This window comes from Thermococcus sibiricus MM 739, from assembly GCF_000022545.1.
In the GTDB taxonomy this organism is placed as follows: Archaea; Methanobacteriota_B; Thermococci; order Thermococcales; family Thermococcaceae; genus Thermococcus_A; species Thermococcus_A sibiricus.
Window position 1 is genome coordinate 26,165 of sequence record NC_012883.1, and the last position, 15,436, is coordinate 41,600.

The window sequence follows — 15,436 nt, forward strand, 5'->3', positions numbered from 1 at the left end:
CATGTCAAGAAATTTTTACTACAAACTCACAGAGGACCTTAGAAATGAGCTTAAAAAGCCACTAGGTGAATTAATAGAGGGCAAAATGCCCCAACCCTATCTAAAATCCCGTGAAGAACTTAAAAAAGCCCCCTTTTTGGTTACAGTAGGAGATGTGGTTACTGAAAATGTCCTGAAAGTCGGCATAAAACCATCTGTGGCCATATATGACTATAAAACCAAAAGAAAAGAATATGAACCGGATATTGAGTTCGGTGCCGTAGTGTTAACAACCAAAAATCCACCTGGGACAATAACGAAAGCTTTATTAAATGCTGTCAAAAAGTCTTTTGAACTTGCCAAAAAGGGGAAAAGAGTTTACCTGAAAGTAAATGGTGAGGAAGATTTGGCGGCCATTCCAGCCGTTATTTATGCTCCAGAGGGAGCATTGGTAATTTATGGACAACCTGATGAAGGGATAGTGCTTATAAAGGTCACATCTGAATGTAAGCGCAGATGCGCAAAGTTGCTTAGAAAGATGGAGGTGGTTCATGATGGAGATTAGGGTTATCGATACTAAAGAAAACAAACTCTTGGGAAGAAAAGAAATATACTTTGAGGTTATTCATGAAGGAGAACCTACACCATCAAGAGCAGATGTTAAGGGTAAGCTGGTTGCAATGCTTGATTTAAACCCCGAAGCAACCGTTGTTCAATACATAAGAAGTTACTTTGGTAGTCATGTCAGCGAAGGATATGCAAAGGCCTACGAAAGCAAAGAGAGAATGCTTTACATAGAACCTGAGTACGTTTTAAGGAGAGAAGGAATTATACAAGAGCAGGAGGAGTGACATAGATGGCCGGAAAGAAAACATCACAAAAGTGGAAGCTCTATGAAGTTAAGGATGGCAAAATCTCAAGGAAGAACAGGTTCTGCCCAAGGTGTGGTCCTGGAGTATTCATGGCAGACCACAAGAACAGATGGACATGCGGTAGATGCGGTTACACCGAGTGGAAGAAGTAGAGATTTTATCTTTTTTTAACCACTCTTCTGGTGGACCCATGTTATATTACAGGGATCTTAAGATAAAACTTCATCCGCATGTCTATGAGCCTGCTGAGGATACTTTTCTCTTGGCAGAGAATCTCATGATTAAGGATGGGGATTTTGCTTTGGATATGGGTACTGGTACTGGAATAATAGCTCTTTTAATGGCAAAAAAAGCAAAGTTTGTTCTTGGGGTGGATGTGAACCCCATTGCAGTTGAGCTTGCAAAAGAAAACGCGAGGCTAAATGGAATAACCAATGTCAAGTTTAAACAGAGTGACCTCTTCCAAAATGTTGGAGGTAAATTTGACATAATTACTTTCAACGCTCCTTACTTACCGGGAGAGCCAGAGGAGCTAATAGATCTTGCACTTGTAGGTGGTAGAGAGGGGAGGGAGGTTTTAGACAGGTTCATTGAAGAAGTTGATGGATATCTAACAGAGAATGGAATAATCCAGATAGTTCAATCTTCAATAACAGGTGTGGACAAAACAATAGGAAAATTAACTTCTAAAGGATTTAAAGTAGAAATAACAGCTAAGGAAAGATATTTTTTTGAGGAAATCGTTTTAATAACAGCTAAGCGAGGTGGATTCTCGGAACCTCTTGAATAAACCTCACTTTGGGCTTTGATTCAATCTCGACATCCTCATCGAAAACTTCTCGTTCAAAGACCCTCTTCCGTGTTTTAATTTTGATGGTTGGTTTTAACCTCTGCATGACAGTTCGATAAAACATAATAGTATTTAAGTCTTTCGCCGAATTATTTTTCGACGATAAAATAGTCCACCTTCTTTTGCAAAAATTTTTAAACTTCCTTCCTCATCCACATTAGGTGAGACTAATGGATGTAAAACCAAACATGCCTGAGGAGATTACAAATTTGTTCAAAAAGCAGCATTACGCTCTTGTTGGGCATCACAGCTCGGTTAAACTTTGTCACTGGTTAAAGGAGAGTATAAAGAATAATCGTGTTTGCTACAAGCAGAAGTTCTATGGTATTGAGTCACACAGATGTCTTCAGATGACTCCAGTTACAGCTTGGTGTACCCACAACTGTATTTTCTGCTGGCGTCCAATGGAAGGGTTCCTGGGGGTAGAACTACCAAAACCATTTGATGATCCAGCTTTTATTGTAGAAGAGAGTGTAAAGGCCCAAAGAAAACTTTTGAGTGGTTATTGGGGAGTAAAAGATCAGATAAATGTTAAAAAACTTGAAGAGGCCATGGAGCCAAAGCATGCTGCTATAAGTCTCTCCGGCGAACCCATGCTTTATCCTATGATAGGAGAACTAGTTGAGGAGTTTCACAAGAGAGGATTCACAACGTTCATAGTGAGCAACGGTACAGAGGTGGAAGTTCTGGAAAAGATGATGAAAGAGAACAAACTCCCGAAGCAGCTTTATATCTCTCTAACGGCCCCTGATGAGGAGACATATCAAAGAGTAAATGTACCTATGATTCCGGATGGATGGGATAGGATAAATAAAACACTTGAACTAATGAGAGATTTGCCCACCAGAACCGTCATAAGACTTACGCTAGTCAAGGGAGAAAATATGCACAATCCGGAAGGCTATGCAAAGCTTATAATGAAGGCAAGGCCGATGTTTGTTGAGGCAAAGGCTTACATGTTTGTGGGGTTTTCAAGAAATAGATTGACCATAAACAACATGCCAAGTCATGAGGATATAAAGGCCTTTGCAGAGGAGCTGGTGAAAAATCTACCGGGATATCACATAGAGGATGAATACCCGCCCAGCAGAGTTGTTCTGATCATGAGAGATGACTTAAAAAAGGCGGATAGAGTTATAAGACATTAGCTTTTTTCCGCAATCTTTATTTGTTTTGACTGCATAACACTTAATTAGGTAAATTAGCATAAAACTTAGTTTAGAGGTGCGGAGGATGAAGAGAATATTTTCACTAATCTTAATTCTGTTGATGGTTATCCCTTATGTCAGCGCAGTTCCTATTTTAGACGCTTCCACTAGATTTCTAACCGAGGGCAAGGATTACATGGATAGTACACAGGAAATAAGCTTGTCTTTAATGGCTTTGGGTTCAAGTTACTCCATCGCTGAAAACCTTACTAAAGAAAACATCACATTATTTGTAGAGGAGTTGCTGGAAAGACAGAATTCTGATGGGGGATGGGGATATTATGAGGGGAGTATAAGCAATGTTGTGGACACTTCATACGCAGTAATAGCTTTAAAAAGAGTAATTGACCTTTATTACCCAAATGAAAATATTTATCGTAAAATTTCCAAAGCTCTTGAGAATGGATTGAATTTTATCTCCAAGTCTCACACTCTTAATGGATGGGGGTATATACCCAATACCCTGCCTGAGTTCTATCCGACCGTCATGGCTTTATGGGCATTGGGTGAGAATGGATATACGGAAAAGAGCAGGCACGTGAATGAAGCAATAGCATACTTGGAATCGGCCGAAAGCATGGAAATAAGTGAAGCAAAGGCCGTTGGATTAAAGATTCTTGCCTATAAGAGTGTTGGTCATCAAGTACCTGAATCCCTCATTGAAAAAGCATGGGGACTTGTAAACTCTGATAATATTACCATAGATGAGAGGGCCCTGCTTACCTATGTACTCACCACTTATGAAGGATTAACTTTTGAAGTTGCTAAACTTCTCAGCAGACTAGAAGACCTAGCAGAGAGCAATGAGACCTTGATTTACTGGGCCAATGCTCCAGATGAGTGGACAAACAGAGAGGTATTCGCAGCTTCAGCCTTTGCAGTCATGAGTTTTGCGACGGCCAATACTCTCGGGGGAGTAGGGGGCATTATTTCAATAGAAGACTCTTGTTCTGCCCTTGAAAAAGTCCAGAATCCAGATGGAGGATGGGGATACAGAGCGGGCTATAGCTCTGATGATAGAACCACTTATTACGTTTTAAAGGCATTGAAGAGGTGCTACTTTAAAGATGAAGTCATTGAGAAAGGCTTGGAGTGGGTTGAAACCAGAATCCCTGAGAATATGGAAAAAGTTTCTAAAGAAAGGCGATTAAACTCTGCTTACATTTACAACCTCCTCACGCTTCTGGAGTTTAACATGCTTAATGAAACCGAGAAGCAAACCCATATCTCCTTTATAAAGAGTTTGGGTGAGGATGGAAAGTGGAATACTATACTTGGGCCACAACCCTATGAGACGGCTCTTGCTATAAAGGCTCTCCTAGCATTGGGAGTTGATCCAAGTGATGAAGACATAGTGAAAGCAAAAGAGTGGCTCCTATCACGACCAACAGATGGATGGGGCCTTCGTATACAGGTTGCCATTCCATTTAGGGTTCGTTATATCATGTCTACAGTTCCCACAACTTTAGAGGTTCTTGAGGCCCTTACACCACTGGTCACTAAAGAAGAGGTTGAAAGGCACTTGACATGGCTTATGGAGCAGAAAATCGAAGATGATGGATGGCCCGTTGTTAAGGAGATTTATATTAGAGATATTCTGATGTATCTAGGCGCCCCATCAGTTGAACTCACAATACGAGCCACTAAAGTCCTATACGACTTTGGCATAGACTACCATGCTGAGACACTTAACTGGCTTTTGGATCACCGCAGTGATAGTTTATGGGGAACAACCTTAACAGAATCCGCCCTTGCAGTACTCTTCTTCTCTGAAATGGGAGAGGTAGTAATTAAGCCTCTCAGTCTATATCAAGTCCTCAAGCAAATTCCTGAGAAGAACTTTACGATCCTTTACACTTCTAACTATAATTCCACTGCAGTTTCACTTGGAGAGGCCCTTAGTGAAGTATTTGAAAAGAGCTTTGAGATTAAGCCCTTTGAAGGGTTTGGAGATTCCAACTACATTGTAGTCTCAGACTTCAATACATTTAACATACCCCAGTACAACCCGTACATCAAGGTAAAGAGTGATGATATGCATGTTTACCTTGGTGATAAGAGCTATCCAATAAACAATACGGTAATTTTAATTCCAGGAAAAACCAGTGAGGGATACCTACTCTTTGTACTCTCATCCAGAGGTGCAGAGGATATTGCGAGCACGTTCTTGAGTTCCACAATAATCAAGTACCTCAATGGGGCCGCCTGTGTGGTAACCCATGAGGACAAGAACCATAACGGGGTAGTGGAGTTTGATGAATTGAACATTGAGCTTGTGGGGTGAAATTACTTTGAGGGCTTTAATCATTGGAGTAGGTCAGTGTGGGACAAAGATAGCAGACTTGTTCGCCTTAGTGGACTTTGAGGCATTGGCAATAAACACTTCAAAGAGTGACCTTGATTATTTGAAGCATATACCGAAGGAAAGGCGGATACTGATAGGAGAAAGTTTAACAGGCGGAAAAGGAGTAAATGCAAACCCAGTACTCGGAAGAGAGGCAATGAAAAGAGACCTATCAATGGTGATGAAAAAAATAAACGCTATGGTTGGTTACAGCGACGTTGACGTCTTTTTCCTCACTTTTGGTTTTGGCGGGGGTACTGGTTCTGGAGGGACCCCTATTTTAGCTGAGGCTCTTAAAGATGAATATCCTGAGTCACTTGTGGTTGCGATTGGCGCTCTACCCCTGAAAGAGGAGGGAATAAGGCCCACAATAAACGCTGCAATAACTATAGACAAACTCTCAAAAGTGGCCGATTCTATAATAGCCATAGACAATAATAAGCTCAAAGAAAGTGGGGAAGACATAACACGGGCCTATGAAAAGATAAATCGCACAATAGTTGAACGCATAGCCTCTTTATTGGCGTTGATTGATATTCCGGGTGAGCAGACCCTTGATTCTAGTGACCTGAAGTTTGTATTGAATGCTTTTGGAAGCTTTGCGACAGTGGGGTATGCAAAGGCAGAAGCCAGCAAAGTTAGAAACTTATCCAGGCTTATCTTAAAATCTTTTGAGAATGAAGGTCTCTATCTTGAAGCTAACATAGAATCTGCACTTTATGGTCTGGTAGCAGTTCATGGGCCGCCAGAACTGTTGAAAGCTAGGGATATATTTGAGGCCCTCAGCTATTTGACCAAGAAAATTAAAGGAAAGCAGATTTTCCGGGGCTTTTATCCGGATCCAAGGGAAAGGGAGATAGAAGTGGTTACACTCTTGACTGGGATTTATGAGAGCAAGAGTATTGAAGATATAGTTGTAGTTGCCAAAAAATATGCTGAATCTTTTATAAAAGCGAAAGAAGAGGCCGAAACAAAGAAGAGTGAGCTTTTAACCGGCCTGCCCGACTTTGATGACATTTATCCGGGTGAGGTTAATGAAAGACTCGATTGATGTGGCACTGGATCTAAAAGAGAAGGAAGTTTATTCCCACATAGCCCACGAAAGTGCAGAGGACATGATTAGGATAATTTCTTCAATAGACGCCGAAAGGGCAAAGATTAGGGGTGAAATTATTCATTACGAGGATGACTGGGACGAACTCATGAAACAGAGGGTGGCCAAAGGAAAAAGACACACTGCCTTTGACTTTTACAACCCTTCTCTTCTCACGATATGGGAAAACAAGGTAAAGAATATGAAAAAGGTTAAAAATTTGTTTAAGCTTGGATTAATTCTTTTGGGCCTCTTTATAGCTGGTGGAGTGGCGGTTACAGTTATTTACAGAGAATTCTGGGTCCTGATACCCTTGAGTGTTGTCCCGATGGTCATATTCCTATTTGACTACAAAAAGAATGCCCTCGATATTGGCTATTATCAGCTTACCCAGCTTTTTATTGAGGAACTTAAAGAACTCCTAAAGAAATATGAACTTGATCCCGAAAAGTACAAGTTCAAAATATTTAATCATGATTATTTCGGAGTTTTAACGAAAAAAATTGGCACCAGTGTTTTTGCAATGGTAAAAAAAGATTAGGATGATGGAAAGCGTTAAATAATTTGTTGACGTGTTATTATTTAGTATGGTGAGAAGAATGAAAAAAGGACAGATATCGCTGGAATTCATATTCATATTTGTGTTATTTATAATACTACTAACTTTCTCAATTAGGAATATTACCTTCTCCAGCGAGCACTCTTCAGATATGTTGAGAATTCAGATTAGTGAAGAGGCAAAGTTATTTGCAAACACGGTTTCCAATGCAATATCTCAGGTTTATGCACAAGGCCCAGGTGCAAAAACCACTGAATACTTTACTTTCAAGTATCTAAATGACGAGTATTTCCTTACAAGGGCGTTTGATATGGATGGAACACCTCAGATCTTGATAGGGTATAAAAATGGTACTTATGTTGCTATTTTGGATAATGCCAATCAGACCATAAACGTAAATGAGACAGAGACAAAAAAGAAGAACTATTTCTGGAGTCAGTCTCTTTATGCAAGAGATCTATCAGACAACTCTTCAATTTACTATCCGAATAATACCATAGCTAATTATGCAGGGATGTTTGTGAATGCAACAGATTTACCCTCCACTTTGAAGATAGTTGTTGAATGGAATCCAGATAGAAATGAGAGTTGGATTATCAACTCTACTGCCCAAGAACTTAGGATAAACCTTAACGTCGGTGGTTAGTATGAGGGGACAGTTGAGCTTGGATCTGCTTTTTGCCTTCGTACTTGTTACTCTCACGATGTTAAACCTGATTTATCTAGCTAATAATGAGATGGCCCATGCAGAGAGTTTTGATGCAATGGCAAAGGTGAGAGTTTTTTCAGCTGAAATAGTTGACCACACTGCCAAGGTTTACGCTGTTGGAGAAGGGTACAAACTCAAGGAAGAGGCACCTCAAATAAGCGGAGGGAACTTTACAATAATATTTAATGGGACTACTAACAAAATAACCGTAAGTGCTACGGTGGATGGAAAGAGTTACTGGATAGTGAAGAATTCCACGGTTCCCATAGCAAATGCTTCGATAAGTGTTAACAGTGGGGAGAGTTTTTGGATAAAAACCGTGAAAATAGGTGATATGCTCTATGCGAATATCACGAAGTAGGGGACAAACGGCCATTGAGATGATATTCATACTGTCTGTAATATTTATTGGGTTAATGTTAGTGATCCCCTCTTACACTGATAATAATACAAATATAATGATAGTGAGCTATGTGAGAAGTTCCCTTTCAAAGGGAATTGATTATTTGAATACCGGGGTCATGACTGACGATGAGCCTTATAAAAGCACATTGAATCCATTATTGTCACAGATTACGGAAAATCCACACTTATCTATTAAAAATCTCACCTCAGAGGAGATTTCAACCCAAGTTAACATAACAATAGTGATTTCGACTCCATATTTATCTATCCAGAACCTTAATGCTAGCATTGTCTCACATCTCACAGAGTTTCTTGAAAAAGATCTTGTGGAGAACTATCACTTTACAAACAATACCGGGTTTTTGAAGTATGGTGGAAAGACGGTAAACATAACGATTACTGTGGTGAGAGGATGAAGAGGAGAGGACAACTGCTTTCAATAGATGCTTTGCTTTCACTGGTCATTGTTGTCATGGTTGTGGGGGTAGTTATGAATACAAACGACATGATTAAGGCCGAGATAACTAACCTTCTGGACTGGTACGATAGGGCAAACATTGCTAACAATATGCTTGATGTTTTAACCAAAAGTCCTGGCTATCCAGAGGACTGGGAGAGTAATGCGAGTAATGTTGAAATGGTAGGATTGAGGGATAAAGATTATCCATTTGCGCTTGATTATGGAAAATTAGAGTCTTTAAACGCTTCTATAAATGATGCATTTATACAAAACAGCTATCTTTTGAAACTAAGTAGAGGTCACGATTTTGAAATTGAGGTTTATACAACAAAAAGGGACGTCAATGCTAGTGGACGATTCCCACGTGGAGAGACAAACATAGTATTTGAGTCTAATCCGGGTGTGAATCTAGATATAAATGGAAGTTCTCCTAATGGAGTATTTCAAGTTGAATGGGTAGAGATAACAAAAAATAATGGCTCAATATATAGAAATGAGCAGATATGTACTTCTCTAAAAAGTGGCAATCTAGTGGATTTAGAAAATAATGATGTGCTTGAATTTAAAGTTTCAGAGGATATAACAATAACTGGAATAAGAGGTGAAGTGATAGGTCCTTATTTGATACCTGCAGGTTCAATAGTCACAATAAACGTGCTTGTAACCCAGTCTAAGGGATTTCAAATAAACTATGGAGGTGGGAGCTGTCCCTACTCCTTTAAAGTGACTGGTCAAGGAAATGTGAAAGTCTCAGTAGACTACATAGACTATGGAAATTGGAACTTGACTTCCCTTGTTACCCACTTTTCGGATATTAAAAAACCCACATACAAGTTTGTTGTAATCAATGGATCGATATATACAGATGAAACTGTGATAAATGCATCAAAGGTTCGGTCACCGTGGATACAATATGAAAGGAGAGAATTCATAGTTAAAAAGGAGATTTACAATAAAACCATTAAAGTTGGAAATGCTACTAAAAAAGTGTTGATTTCTGGGAGACTCGTTGGAAATATTCCGGCTCACTTCTATTTAGAGCTTCAAGTTTCGGGCACTGGAAATGCCACGTTCATTGTTGTGGATGGCGTCCAAGTTAGAGGTCTTTTTATAGAGAAAACGTCTCAAACCTCCCCCCTCAGAGCTATATTATTCTGGAAAGAGAATGGTCAGAACATAACAAAGTTTTACACCGGAAATATTACCAGTGTAAAGATACTTTGGAGAGATTTATTTGAAGAACTGCCATCAGACTATACGTCGAAAATTGTTGAGCTATGGGTATATGAGAACAACTTTTCAGATCTCATTCTCAGGGATAAGGGAGATTTAGACCTTCTGTTAGACCCCCTTTTTGAACAAGCAATGATAAAGCTACGGGTGTGGGATGACAGATGAGGAGGAGGGGCTTTATTTTTACACTTGACGCTTTGCTGTCATTGATCTTGGTCATGGTATTTGTTAGCAGTGTAGTGGGTATTATAGATAACACGAACGTTTACAGCACTTCCTTAAGAGAAGGGAACAAATATAAAGCCGAAGATGTCCTTACTATCCTGAAAACTGTCCCATTGAAGGAGATAGTTCCCCAAAACATAATCGAACAGTGGAAAAGCGAAGAGACGCTTAATTTGAACCTGGTAGATGAAAACATGCCTCCCCTTGATATAGTTGCAACTTACTGGGCAACTAGAGAGCTCTTCCCGGAGAAAAACCTCACCCACAAAGCGGAGTTAATTTTGGGCTATTTGCTGAACAAAACTCTTGAAGGATATTACTACGAACTCCTTATAAACAACTATACTAGCCCATATCTAAGAAAGGTTGGTGCCAATTACCCCAAAGCTTTTGAGGTCTCTCCCGCTACGCTAACATTGAGTGGCTATGCATTCAATCAAACCCCGAGGGGATATGTGGCGAGGGCGTATTTGACAAAGCTGCGAGCCAAAGAAACAACTTACACTTACTTTGGAAGCTCAGCATTTGCGTATGCTCCAAGCAGTCAGGACTATACGATAATAAGATATATAATACCAAATGAAGAAGAGAACGAATTGCCATATGATGCCAATATAACTAAGATAAAGTGGTTCGCTCAGCCCAGATGGTTTTCTCCTTCCTCATATATGCGCCTGTTTATAGATGGAGAGCCGGTTAAGTGTGGTCAGTTTAGTAGCGATGGTTTTGTAGAATACAGCATATGGGAAGTTCTCGAAGATTCAAACCCCAATGATCCACTGACGTGTAACATGCTGGAGATTCTAAAGAGGCACGGCGATTTAAGAAGACACACCTTTGAAGTGTGGGTTTATAATCCAGCGGGCTCTCCTTACACAGGTGGAGTCCATCCTAACGTTTTTATAACTCTAACTTACCAAACATCCCAGTTAAGCACTTTCAATTATCCGCAAACATTTCATTTTGATGAAATTGAAACAGAGCATCCATTCCAAATGGAGAATGGAATTTTTATAGGAGGAAACTTAAGCTCCCTATACGTTCAAGTTCAGATTATAAATGCTTCAAAAGTTAGTGAGCCTAACTATCCTAAACTTTACTTAACTTATCTTGATAGACGGATTTCAGTAGGGGTTGGGGCATACATTGGCAATGATACTTATGTCTGGGACAATCAGACTATTTTTACTGCACTTCAAAATGAAGGTATATATATTAGCAATTTATCAAAAACATACCTGTGGTTTGCGGTAACTTTTGGAATGGATTATCAAGAACCTCCTTATGGGAATTCTGCCAGCTATACATATAGGTTGAAACTTAATTATGATACATCTTATATTAGGGCTGTTTATACCCCAGAAACTGCGAAAACTCTCTACTCTATTGACATAACAGAGGAGATAACAAAGGATGATGTTATAGATAGCACGTATGCAAGAACTGAGTATTCCGTGCCATTTTATACAATGCTCACTTGGAAATACACTTTGCCTTTGAATGTTACTCCTATTTGGACAAAACTTCACATAGTCCGTCTGCATCGTGTTGATACTACTCCCCCAGAGTTAGATCCGGATGAAGATCAGAAGATATCAATATCTCCTGGTGTGAATAATTGGACTGTACTGTATTGTCATAGTGCAAGAGCCTCAGCGTGTAATCCTAATAGACCTTTTGCGGACCCGGCGTTTACGAGATGGGGAATTGTAAATATGATGAGAAATAATACTGGCGAACCTGTGGTTAGGGCTCTTGCTCCAGGAGAGAATTATATCAAGGTAGAAACAGGAAATGATTATGTAATCTCCAGAGATTTCACTACAGGCGAATTTACATATTTGTTGGACGCCTATGCTCCTTATGGAGACATAAAGCCATATTTACTCCAGGGATATCCGGAATTGCAAGCATACAATCTTATATATAAATATGGTAGTGAAAGCCTTGGAAGTATATTTGTTGGAGATACAAAAGCTATTGAAAATGGCCAATACAGGAACCTTACAGTTGATCAGCTTAATCCTCAAGACTATGCTGTTGATGATGCTATTATAAGACTATTTCAGAAACTGGGAGGAGATGGATGGGATAAACCACTATTAATTGAGCTTAAGGATACAAAGATAAGTTTCGCATCGTTGAAAGGTATTCCTCGGTCTATTGAACCAATCACAATAACCTTGCGGGTTTGGAGGGAGGGCTAATGAAAAGGAGAGGATTTATACTTAATTCACTAGTTTTGGTTCTCCTCATTCCTATGCTCTTACTTCTGGCAACATATGAGGACGTCACCTCTTGGATTGTAAAATCTCAAAGTGAGAGAGTCCAAGTAGAGAGAACGTTCAGAGTAACTTCCTACTTAGAGGAAGACTTTAAAAATGCTTTAGAGCTATCAACGAAGCGTGCGCTCTCATTAGCGGTTGATTTTGTGACTAATGAGCACACACCAATAGATAACGCGAGTAAAGCTATAAAAGAATTAATCTTAAGAGGAACGTACCCACAACTTAGTGGATATAGTAGAGTGAGCCTTTTCATGGGAAATAATACTCTACGAGATTGGATTATTAATTTGAGAGATGAGCTGAGTAGGCAGGGTTATGTTTTAAGCCCCTCTGTTGATGAAATTTTAAGTAGTATCCAAGTAAAAGTGGTACCTCTAGATTCATTTCACGTTGTTGTGAATGCATCCATACCAAACATATTAATTCAGGATATCTCAGGTAAAGTAGTTTACAATTCATCCCTTCCTCAAGATGGTAGCATATACGCTGTGGTTTCTATAGAGGGGATGGAAGATCCCCTATTTTCATATTTGACTTACGGTAAATACTCCAGGATAGTTAGTTCGTGTAAATTTATGTATCCAAACTTAGCGAAACCTATTAAGGCGATAGAAGGATATGGTTCCTCAAATATAGAGAAGTTCTCAGGACAAGTTTCAGTCTCTCTTGAAAACCTTACCTCAAATAAAATCTATGTGGGAGAGTACTATACTGAAAAAGATGCTCTAGGGTATATTGTAAAGAACCAGCCTGGTGTATCAGTGGATAACCCTATAATATTCAACACCACCATCAATAACATTGAGGTCTCTCCCTTAGATGTATTCGAGGATGGCGATATAGCTGTAATGGCCTTCGGCAATATAAGTGGGGCTTGGTGTCCAGAGGCCTCTGCATATGAGTATAGAGTTGAAATGAATATTTCCAGTTTAGAGTTTCAGCCTAATGCTTTAACCTTGCTCGAGATTCCCGCTTCTGTATTGAGTGGTGCGTATCATAACGGAACTATTGCTTCGATTAGGGTGTACGATGTGGATTGTAATCCAATTCCGTTCTGGATAGAAAAGTGGGGAAACGATGAGATATTGATCTGGATAAAAACAGGGGTTACAAACCAGTATTTCATATACTATACCGCGGATCCTGCTTATGCCATCGATGGATATAACAAAGAGACACTGTTTGACCTCTACGATGATTTTGATGGCACCTCAATAGATACTACCAAGTGGGACATATTGGGGAGTGCTACTGTAGATGGGAACGGGACTCTAATTGTATCCGCTGATGAAAAAGCAAGTGTCTTGGAGTCAAAGGTGTCATTTAACTATCCAATATTTGTAAGATACAAAATGAAAAGTACCTCGGGAACTTCTGACTTTGACGCTGGGGTAGCTGTGGTGTTTGGACTCCAAGGGGGAGAAAGATTATTAGTCAATGTAACCTATGCGGGTGAACAAATTCCTGATTACACAAACATCCAGATTCCGATTAAACTTGAAGGAGCAGACTTCCCTGATTACATTAATGCACAAGATAATACAGCAGAAATTAAGATCTATGATAATCAGGAGAATGAATTGCCATTTTGGATTGAATATTGGAACACTACAGAGGAAAAGGCATTGATATGGGTAAAGAGTAGTTTTATCTATGATCGCCGGCAAGGAAATACCTACTATTATCACGCTACTTTTTACATTGAGTACAACACTGGAACCCTGACAAGAGGAAATGGAACGGCTGTATTTGAGTTCTTTGACAATTTTGAGGATAGCACTTGGGACGACAAATGGGAGCTAGCAGGAGGTACAGACGATAACATCGAACAGACTAATGGAAATCTAATAATAAAGAATGGTAATAGCCTCTTAGCATTGAGGAATAATGTGGATCTTAATCTTTATGGAGATTATGCAATCAGGTTCAAAATGAAGCCTTCTGTGTATTCTGGAGACTGGGATGCTGGAATTGGTATTGAGGACTTTAATGTAAGAGATGGGTCATATGATACTTTGTTATTTACTGATGATGTGCAACCGAGTGGAGATTATCTGGCAATTCACAGAGCTTGGTGGAGATGGACATGGCGAGAGGGAGAAACAGATACAATTTCTCAAAGCCGCGGAGATGCTAATTTCCACACATATGAGGTCCAAGTATTCCCTGATGGAAATGATGTTTACTTCTACGATCTTACAAACGGTAGAGAGAATTATGATGCCCGTCAAGTAGAGGATCCCTTATACAGAATATACCTTGTACTGGATAATGAAAACAATGAGAACTGGGCATACTATGACTGGATATTCCTTAGAAAATATCTGGATGAAGATAGTCTCAGCTATAATGTTCAGCAGGTATCTTCTGTCCAAAGCGTGCCTATGCAATACATTGATGATAATCCAGGGAATGTTGATCATAATGGTGATTTACTAGCAATACTCCAAAATTGGACCAGTTCATTAGCAAGTTCATCCACAAGTAGTGATCTGACTATATATCGCAGGTACGAGGTGATTTTTAATTATGACTCTGGAGGGATTTCTACCACGTTTTCCGATTTGGATGATACCTCTAGGGTTACTTCAGCTTCTGTGGCAACTTCTCCCCAACTTCCCTTGAAAATCCAGATAATTATTGACAATACCATGGATAACAGTGCTTATTTCGACTGGATTATAGCGGGGAGATATCCATATGTAAGCACACAACCCCAGTATTCATCCCCGGAGTCCAAGGCCTCAGTACAAAGTGGGAAAAACGCAAGAGCCTATAATATCCAGCCTTATATTGATTGTATTCAAGAGTATAAGTACTTTGGTGTTAGTGGATATCCCTCCTTCTTTGAGCGCTTAGAGGGAGGTGCTACTACCAATAGAGCGTACTATGAGACACTTGCTGAGAAAACGCAGGAGGTAGTATATGGGGAGGCTAAATATCCAATTGGGATTGTTAGCTTCATTCTTCCAAAAGACCTACCTCCAAATTTAGGTTTCCTTGTCAGAAAACAACCTGCCGTAGACTCCATATATTTGGATTATGAGAATTACAGAGGTGATAGAACCGATGTATATAAAGTACTTGGGATATCTTCTAATGGGGGTGTTGCTACTCCGATCATAGATGAGAATTTCTATTTGGATTATCAAATAGCAACAGCAATATTTGGAAGATTAGGAGCCCAAGATTTACTAGTTTCGGGGTGATA

15 protein-coding genes are annotated in these 15,436 nt (G+C 39.6%); 14 read left to right on the forward strand and 1 reads right to left on the reverse strand.

Annotated elements, in window-relative coordinates; all coding sequences use genetic code 11:
- The first annotated feature begins 1 nt into the window (after position 1).
- From TSIB_RS00140 to TSIB_RS00155, 4 genes are read left to right on the forward strand one after another with little or no spacing between them, the layout of a single operon-like run.
- Positions 2-544: a GTP-dependent dephospho-CoA kinase gene (locus TSIB_RS00140; protein WP_012766060.1), complete on the forward strand. Its 543-nt coding sequence runs from the start codon at positions 2-4 to the stop codon at positions 542-544.
- Positions 534-830 carry a 30S ribosomal protein S24e gene (locus TSIB_RS00145; protein WP_012766061.1) on the forward strand — a complete coding sequence of 99 codons (297 nt, stop codon included), beginning with the start codon at positions 534-536 and terminating at the stop codon, positions 828-830. Before TSIB_RS00140 ends, TSIB_RS00145 begins: the two co-directional genes overlap by 11 nt.
- Positions 831-835: 5 nt before the next feature.
- Positions 836-1,003 carry a 30S ribosomal protein S27ae gene (locus TSIB_RS00150; protein WP_012766062.1) on the forward strand — a complete coding sequence of 56 codons (168 nt, stop codon included), beginning with the start codon at positions 836-838 and terminating at the stop codon, positions 1,001-1,003.
- Between the two features lie 38 nt (positions 1,004-1,041).
- Positions 1,042-1,641, forward strand: coding sequence for a HemK2/MTQ2 family protein methyltransferase (locus TSIB_RS00155; protein WP_012766063.1), 600 nt, complete (start codon positions 1,042-1,044; stop codon positions 1,639-1,641).
- On the opposite strand, the gene TSIB_RS10355 is transcribed toward TSIB_RS00155, so the two are convergent.
- Positions 1,607-1,747, reverse strand: a complete 141-nt coding sequence (locus tag TSIB_RS10355) for a hypothetical protein (protein ID WP_012766064.1) — start codon at positions 1,745-1,747, stop codon at positions 1,607-1,609. The genes TSIB_RS00155 and TSIB_RS10355 overlap by 35 nt on opposite strands.
- A 124-nt stretch (positions 1,748-1,871) precedes the next feature.
- On the opposite strand from TSIB_RS10355, the gene twy1 reads away from it, so the two are divergent.
- The 10 genes from twy1 (at position 1,872) to TSIB_RS10040 (ending at position 15,434) form a co-directional block, all read left to right on the forward strand.
- Positions 1,872-2,849 (forward strand): 4-demethylwyosine synthase TYW1, encoded by a 978-nt coding sequence (gene twy1, locus TSIB_RS00160; RefSeq protein WP_048160087.1) that lies wholly within the window; start codon positions 1,872-1,874, stop codon positions 2,847-2,849.
- 85 nt (positions 2,850-2,934) lie between these two features.
- The gene (locus TSIB_RS00165; RefSeq protein ID WP_048160088.1) at positions 2,935-5,193 is read left to right on the forward strand and encodes a prenyltransferase/squalene oxidase repeat-containing protein; all 2,259 of its coding nucleotides are present in this window, start codon (positions 2,935-2,937) and stop codon (positions 5,191-5,193) included.
- A gap of 7 nt (positions 5,194-5,200) precedes the next feature.
- On the forward strand, positions 5,201-6,304 hold the full coding sequence (locus tag TSIB_RS00170; RefSeq protein ID WP_012766067.1) for an FtsZ/tubulin family protein: 1,104 nt from the start codon (positions 5,201-5,203) through the stop codon (positions 6,302-6,304).
- Positions 6,288-6,887: a hypothetical protein gene (locus TSIB_RS00175; protein WP_048160089.1), complete on the forward strand. Its 600-nt coding sequence runs from the start codon at positions 6,288-6,290 to the stop codon at positions 6,885-6,887. Before TSIB_RS00170 ends, TSIB_RS00175 begins: the two co-directional genes overlap by 17 nt.
- A gap of 58 nt (positions 6,888-6,945) precedes the next feature.
- Positions 6,946-7,551 (forward strand): class III signal peptide-containing protein, encoded by a 606-nt coding sequence (locus TSIB_RS00180; RefSeq protein ID WP_048160090.1) that lies wholly within the window; start codon positions 6,946-6,948, stop codon positions 7,549-7,551.
- Position 7,552: 1 nt separating this feature from the next.
- Positions 7,553-7,975 (forward strand): hypothetical protein, encoded by a 423-nt coding sequence (locus tag TSIB_RS00185; RefSeq protein ID WP_012766070.1) that lies wholly within the window; start codon positions 7,553-7,555, stop codon positions 7,973-7,975.
- A complete protein-coding gene (locus tag TSIB_RS00190; protein ID WP_048160091.1) occupies positions 7,956-8,435 on the forward strand; it encodes a hypothetical protein in 480 nt (159 codons plus the stop codon). Before TSIB_RS00185 ends, TSIB_RS00190 begins: the two co-directional genes overlap by 20 nt.
- A complete protein-coding gene (locus tag TSIB_RS00195) occupies positions 8,432-9,877 on the forward strand; it encodes a hypothetical protein (protein ID WP_012766072.1) in 1,446 nt (481 codons plus the stop codon). The genes TSIB_RS00190 and TSIB_RS00195 overlap by 4 nt, the downstream gene beginning before the upstream one ends.
- Positions 9,874-12,144: a hypothetical protein gene (locus tag TSIB_RS10360; RefSeq protein WP_012766073.1), complete on the forward strand. Its 2,271-nt coding sequence runs from the start codon at positions 9,874-9,876 to the stop codon at positions 12,142-12,144. Before TSIB_RS00195 ends, TSIB_RS10360 begins: the two co-directional genes overlap by 4 nt.
- Positions 12,144-15,434 carry a DUF2341 domain-containing protein gene (locus TSIB_RS10040; protein WP_012766074.1) on the forward strand — a complete coding sequence of 1,097 codons (3,291 nt, stop codon included), beginning with the start codon at positions 12,144-12,146 and terminating at the stop codon, positions 15,432-15,434. The genes TSIB_RS10360 and TSIB_RS10040 overlap by 1 nt, the downstream gene beginning before the upstream one ends.
- Positions 15,435-15,436 lie beyond the last annotated feature (2 nt).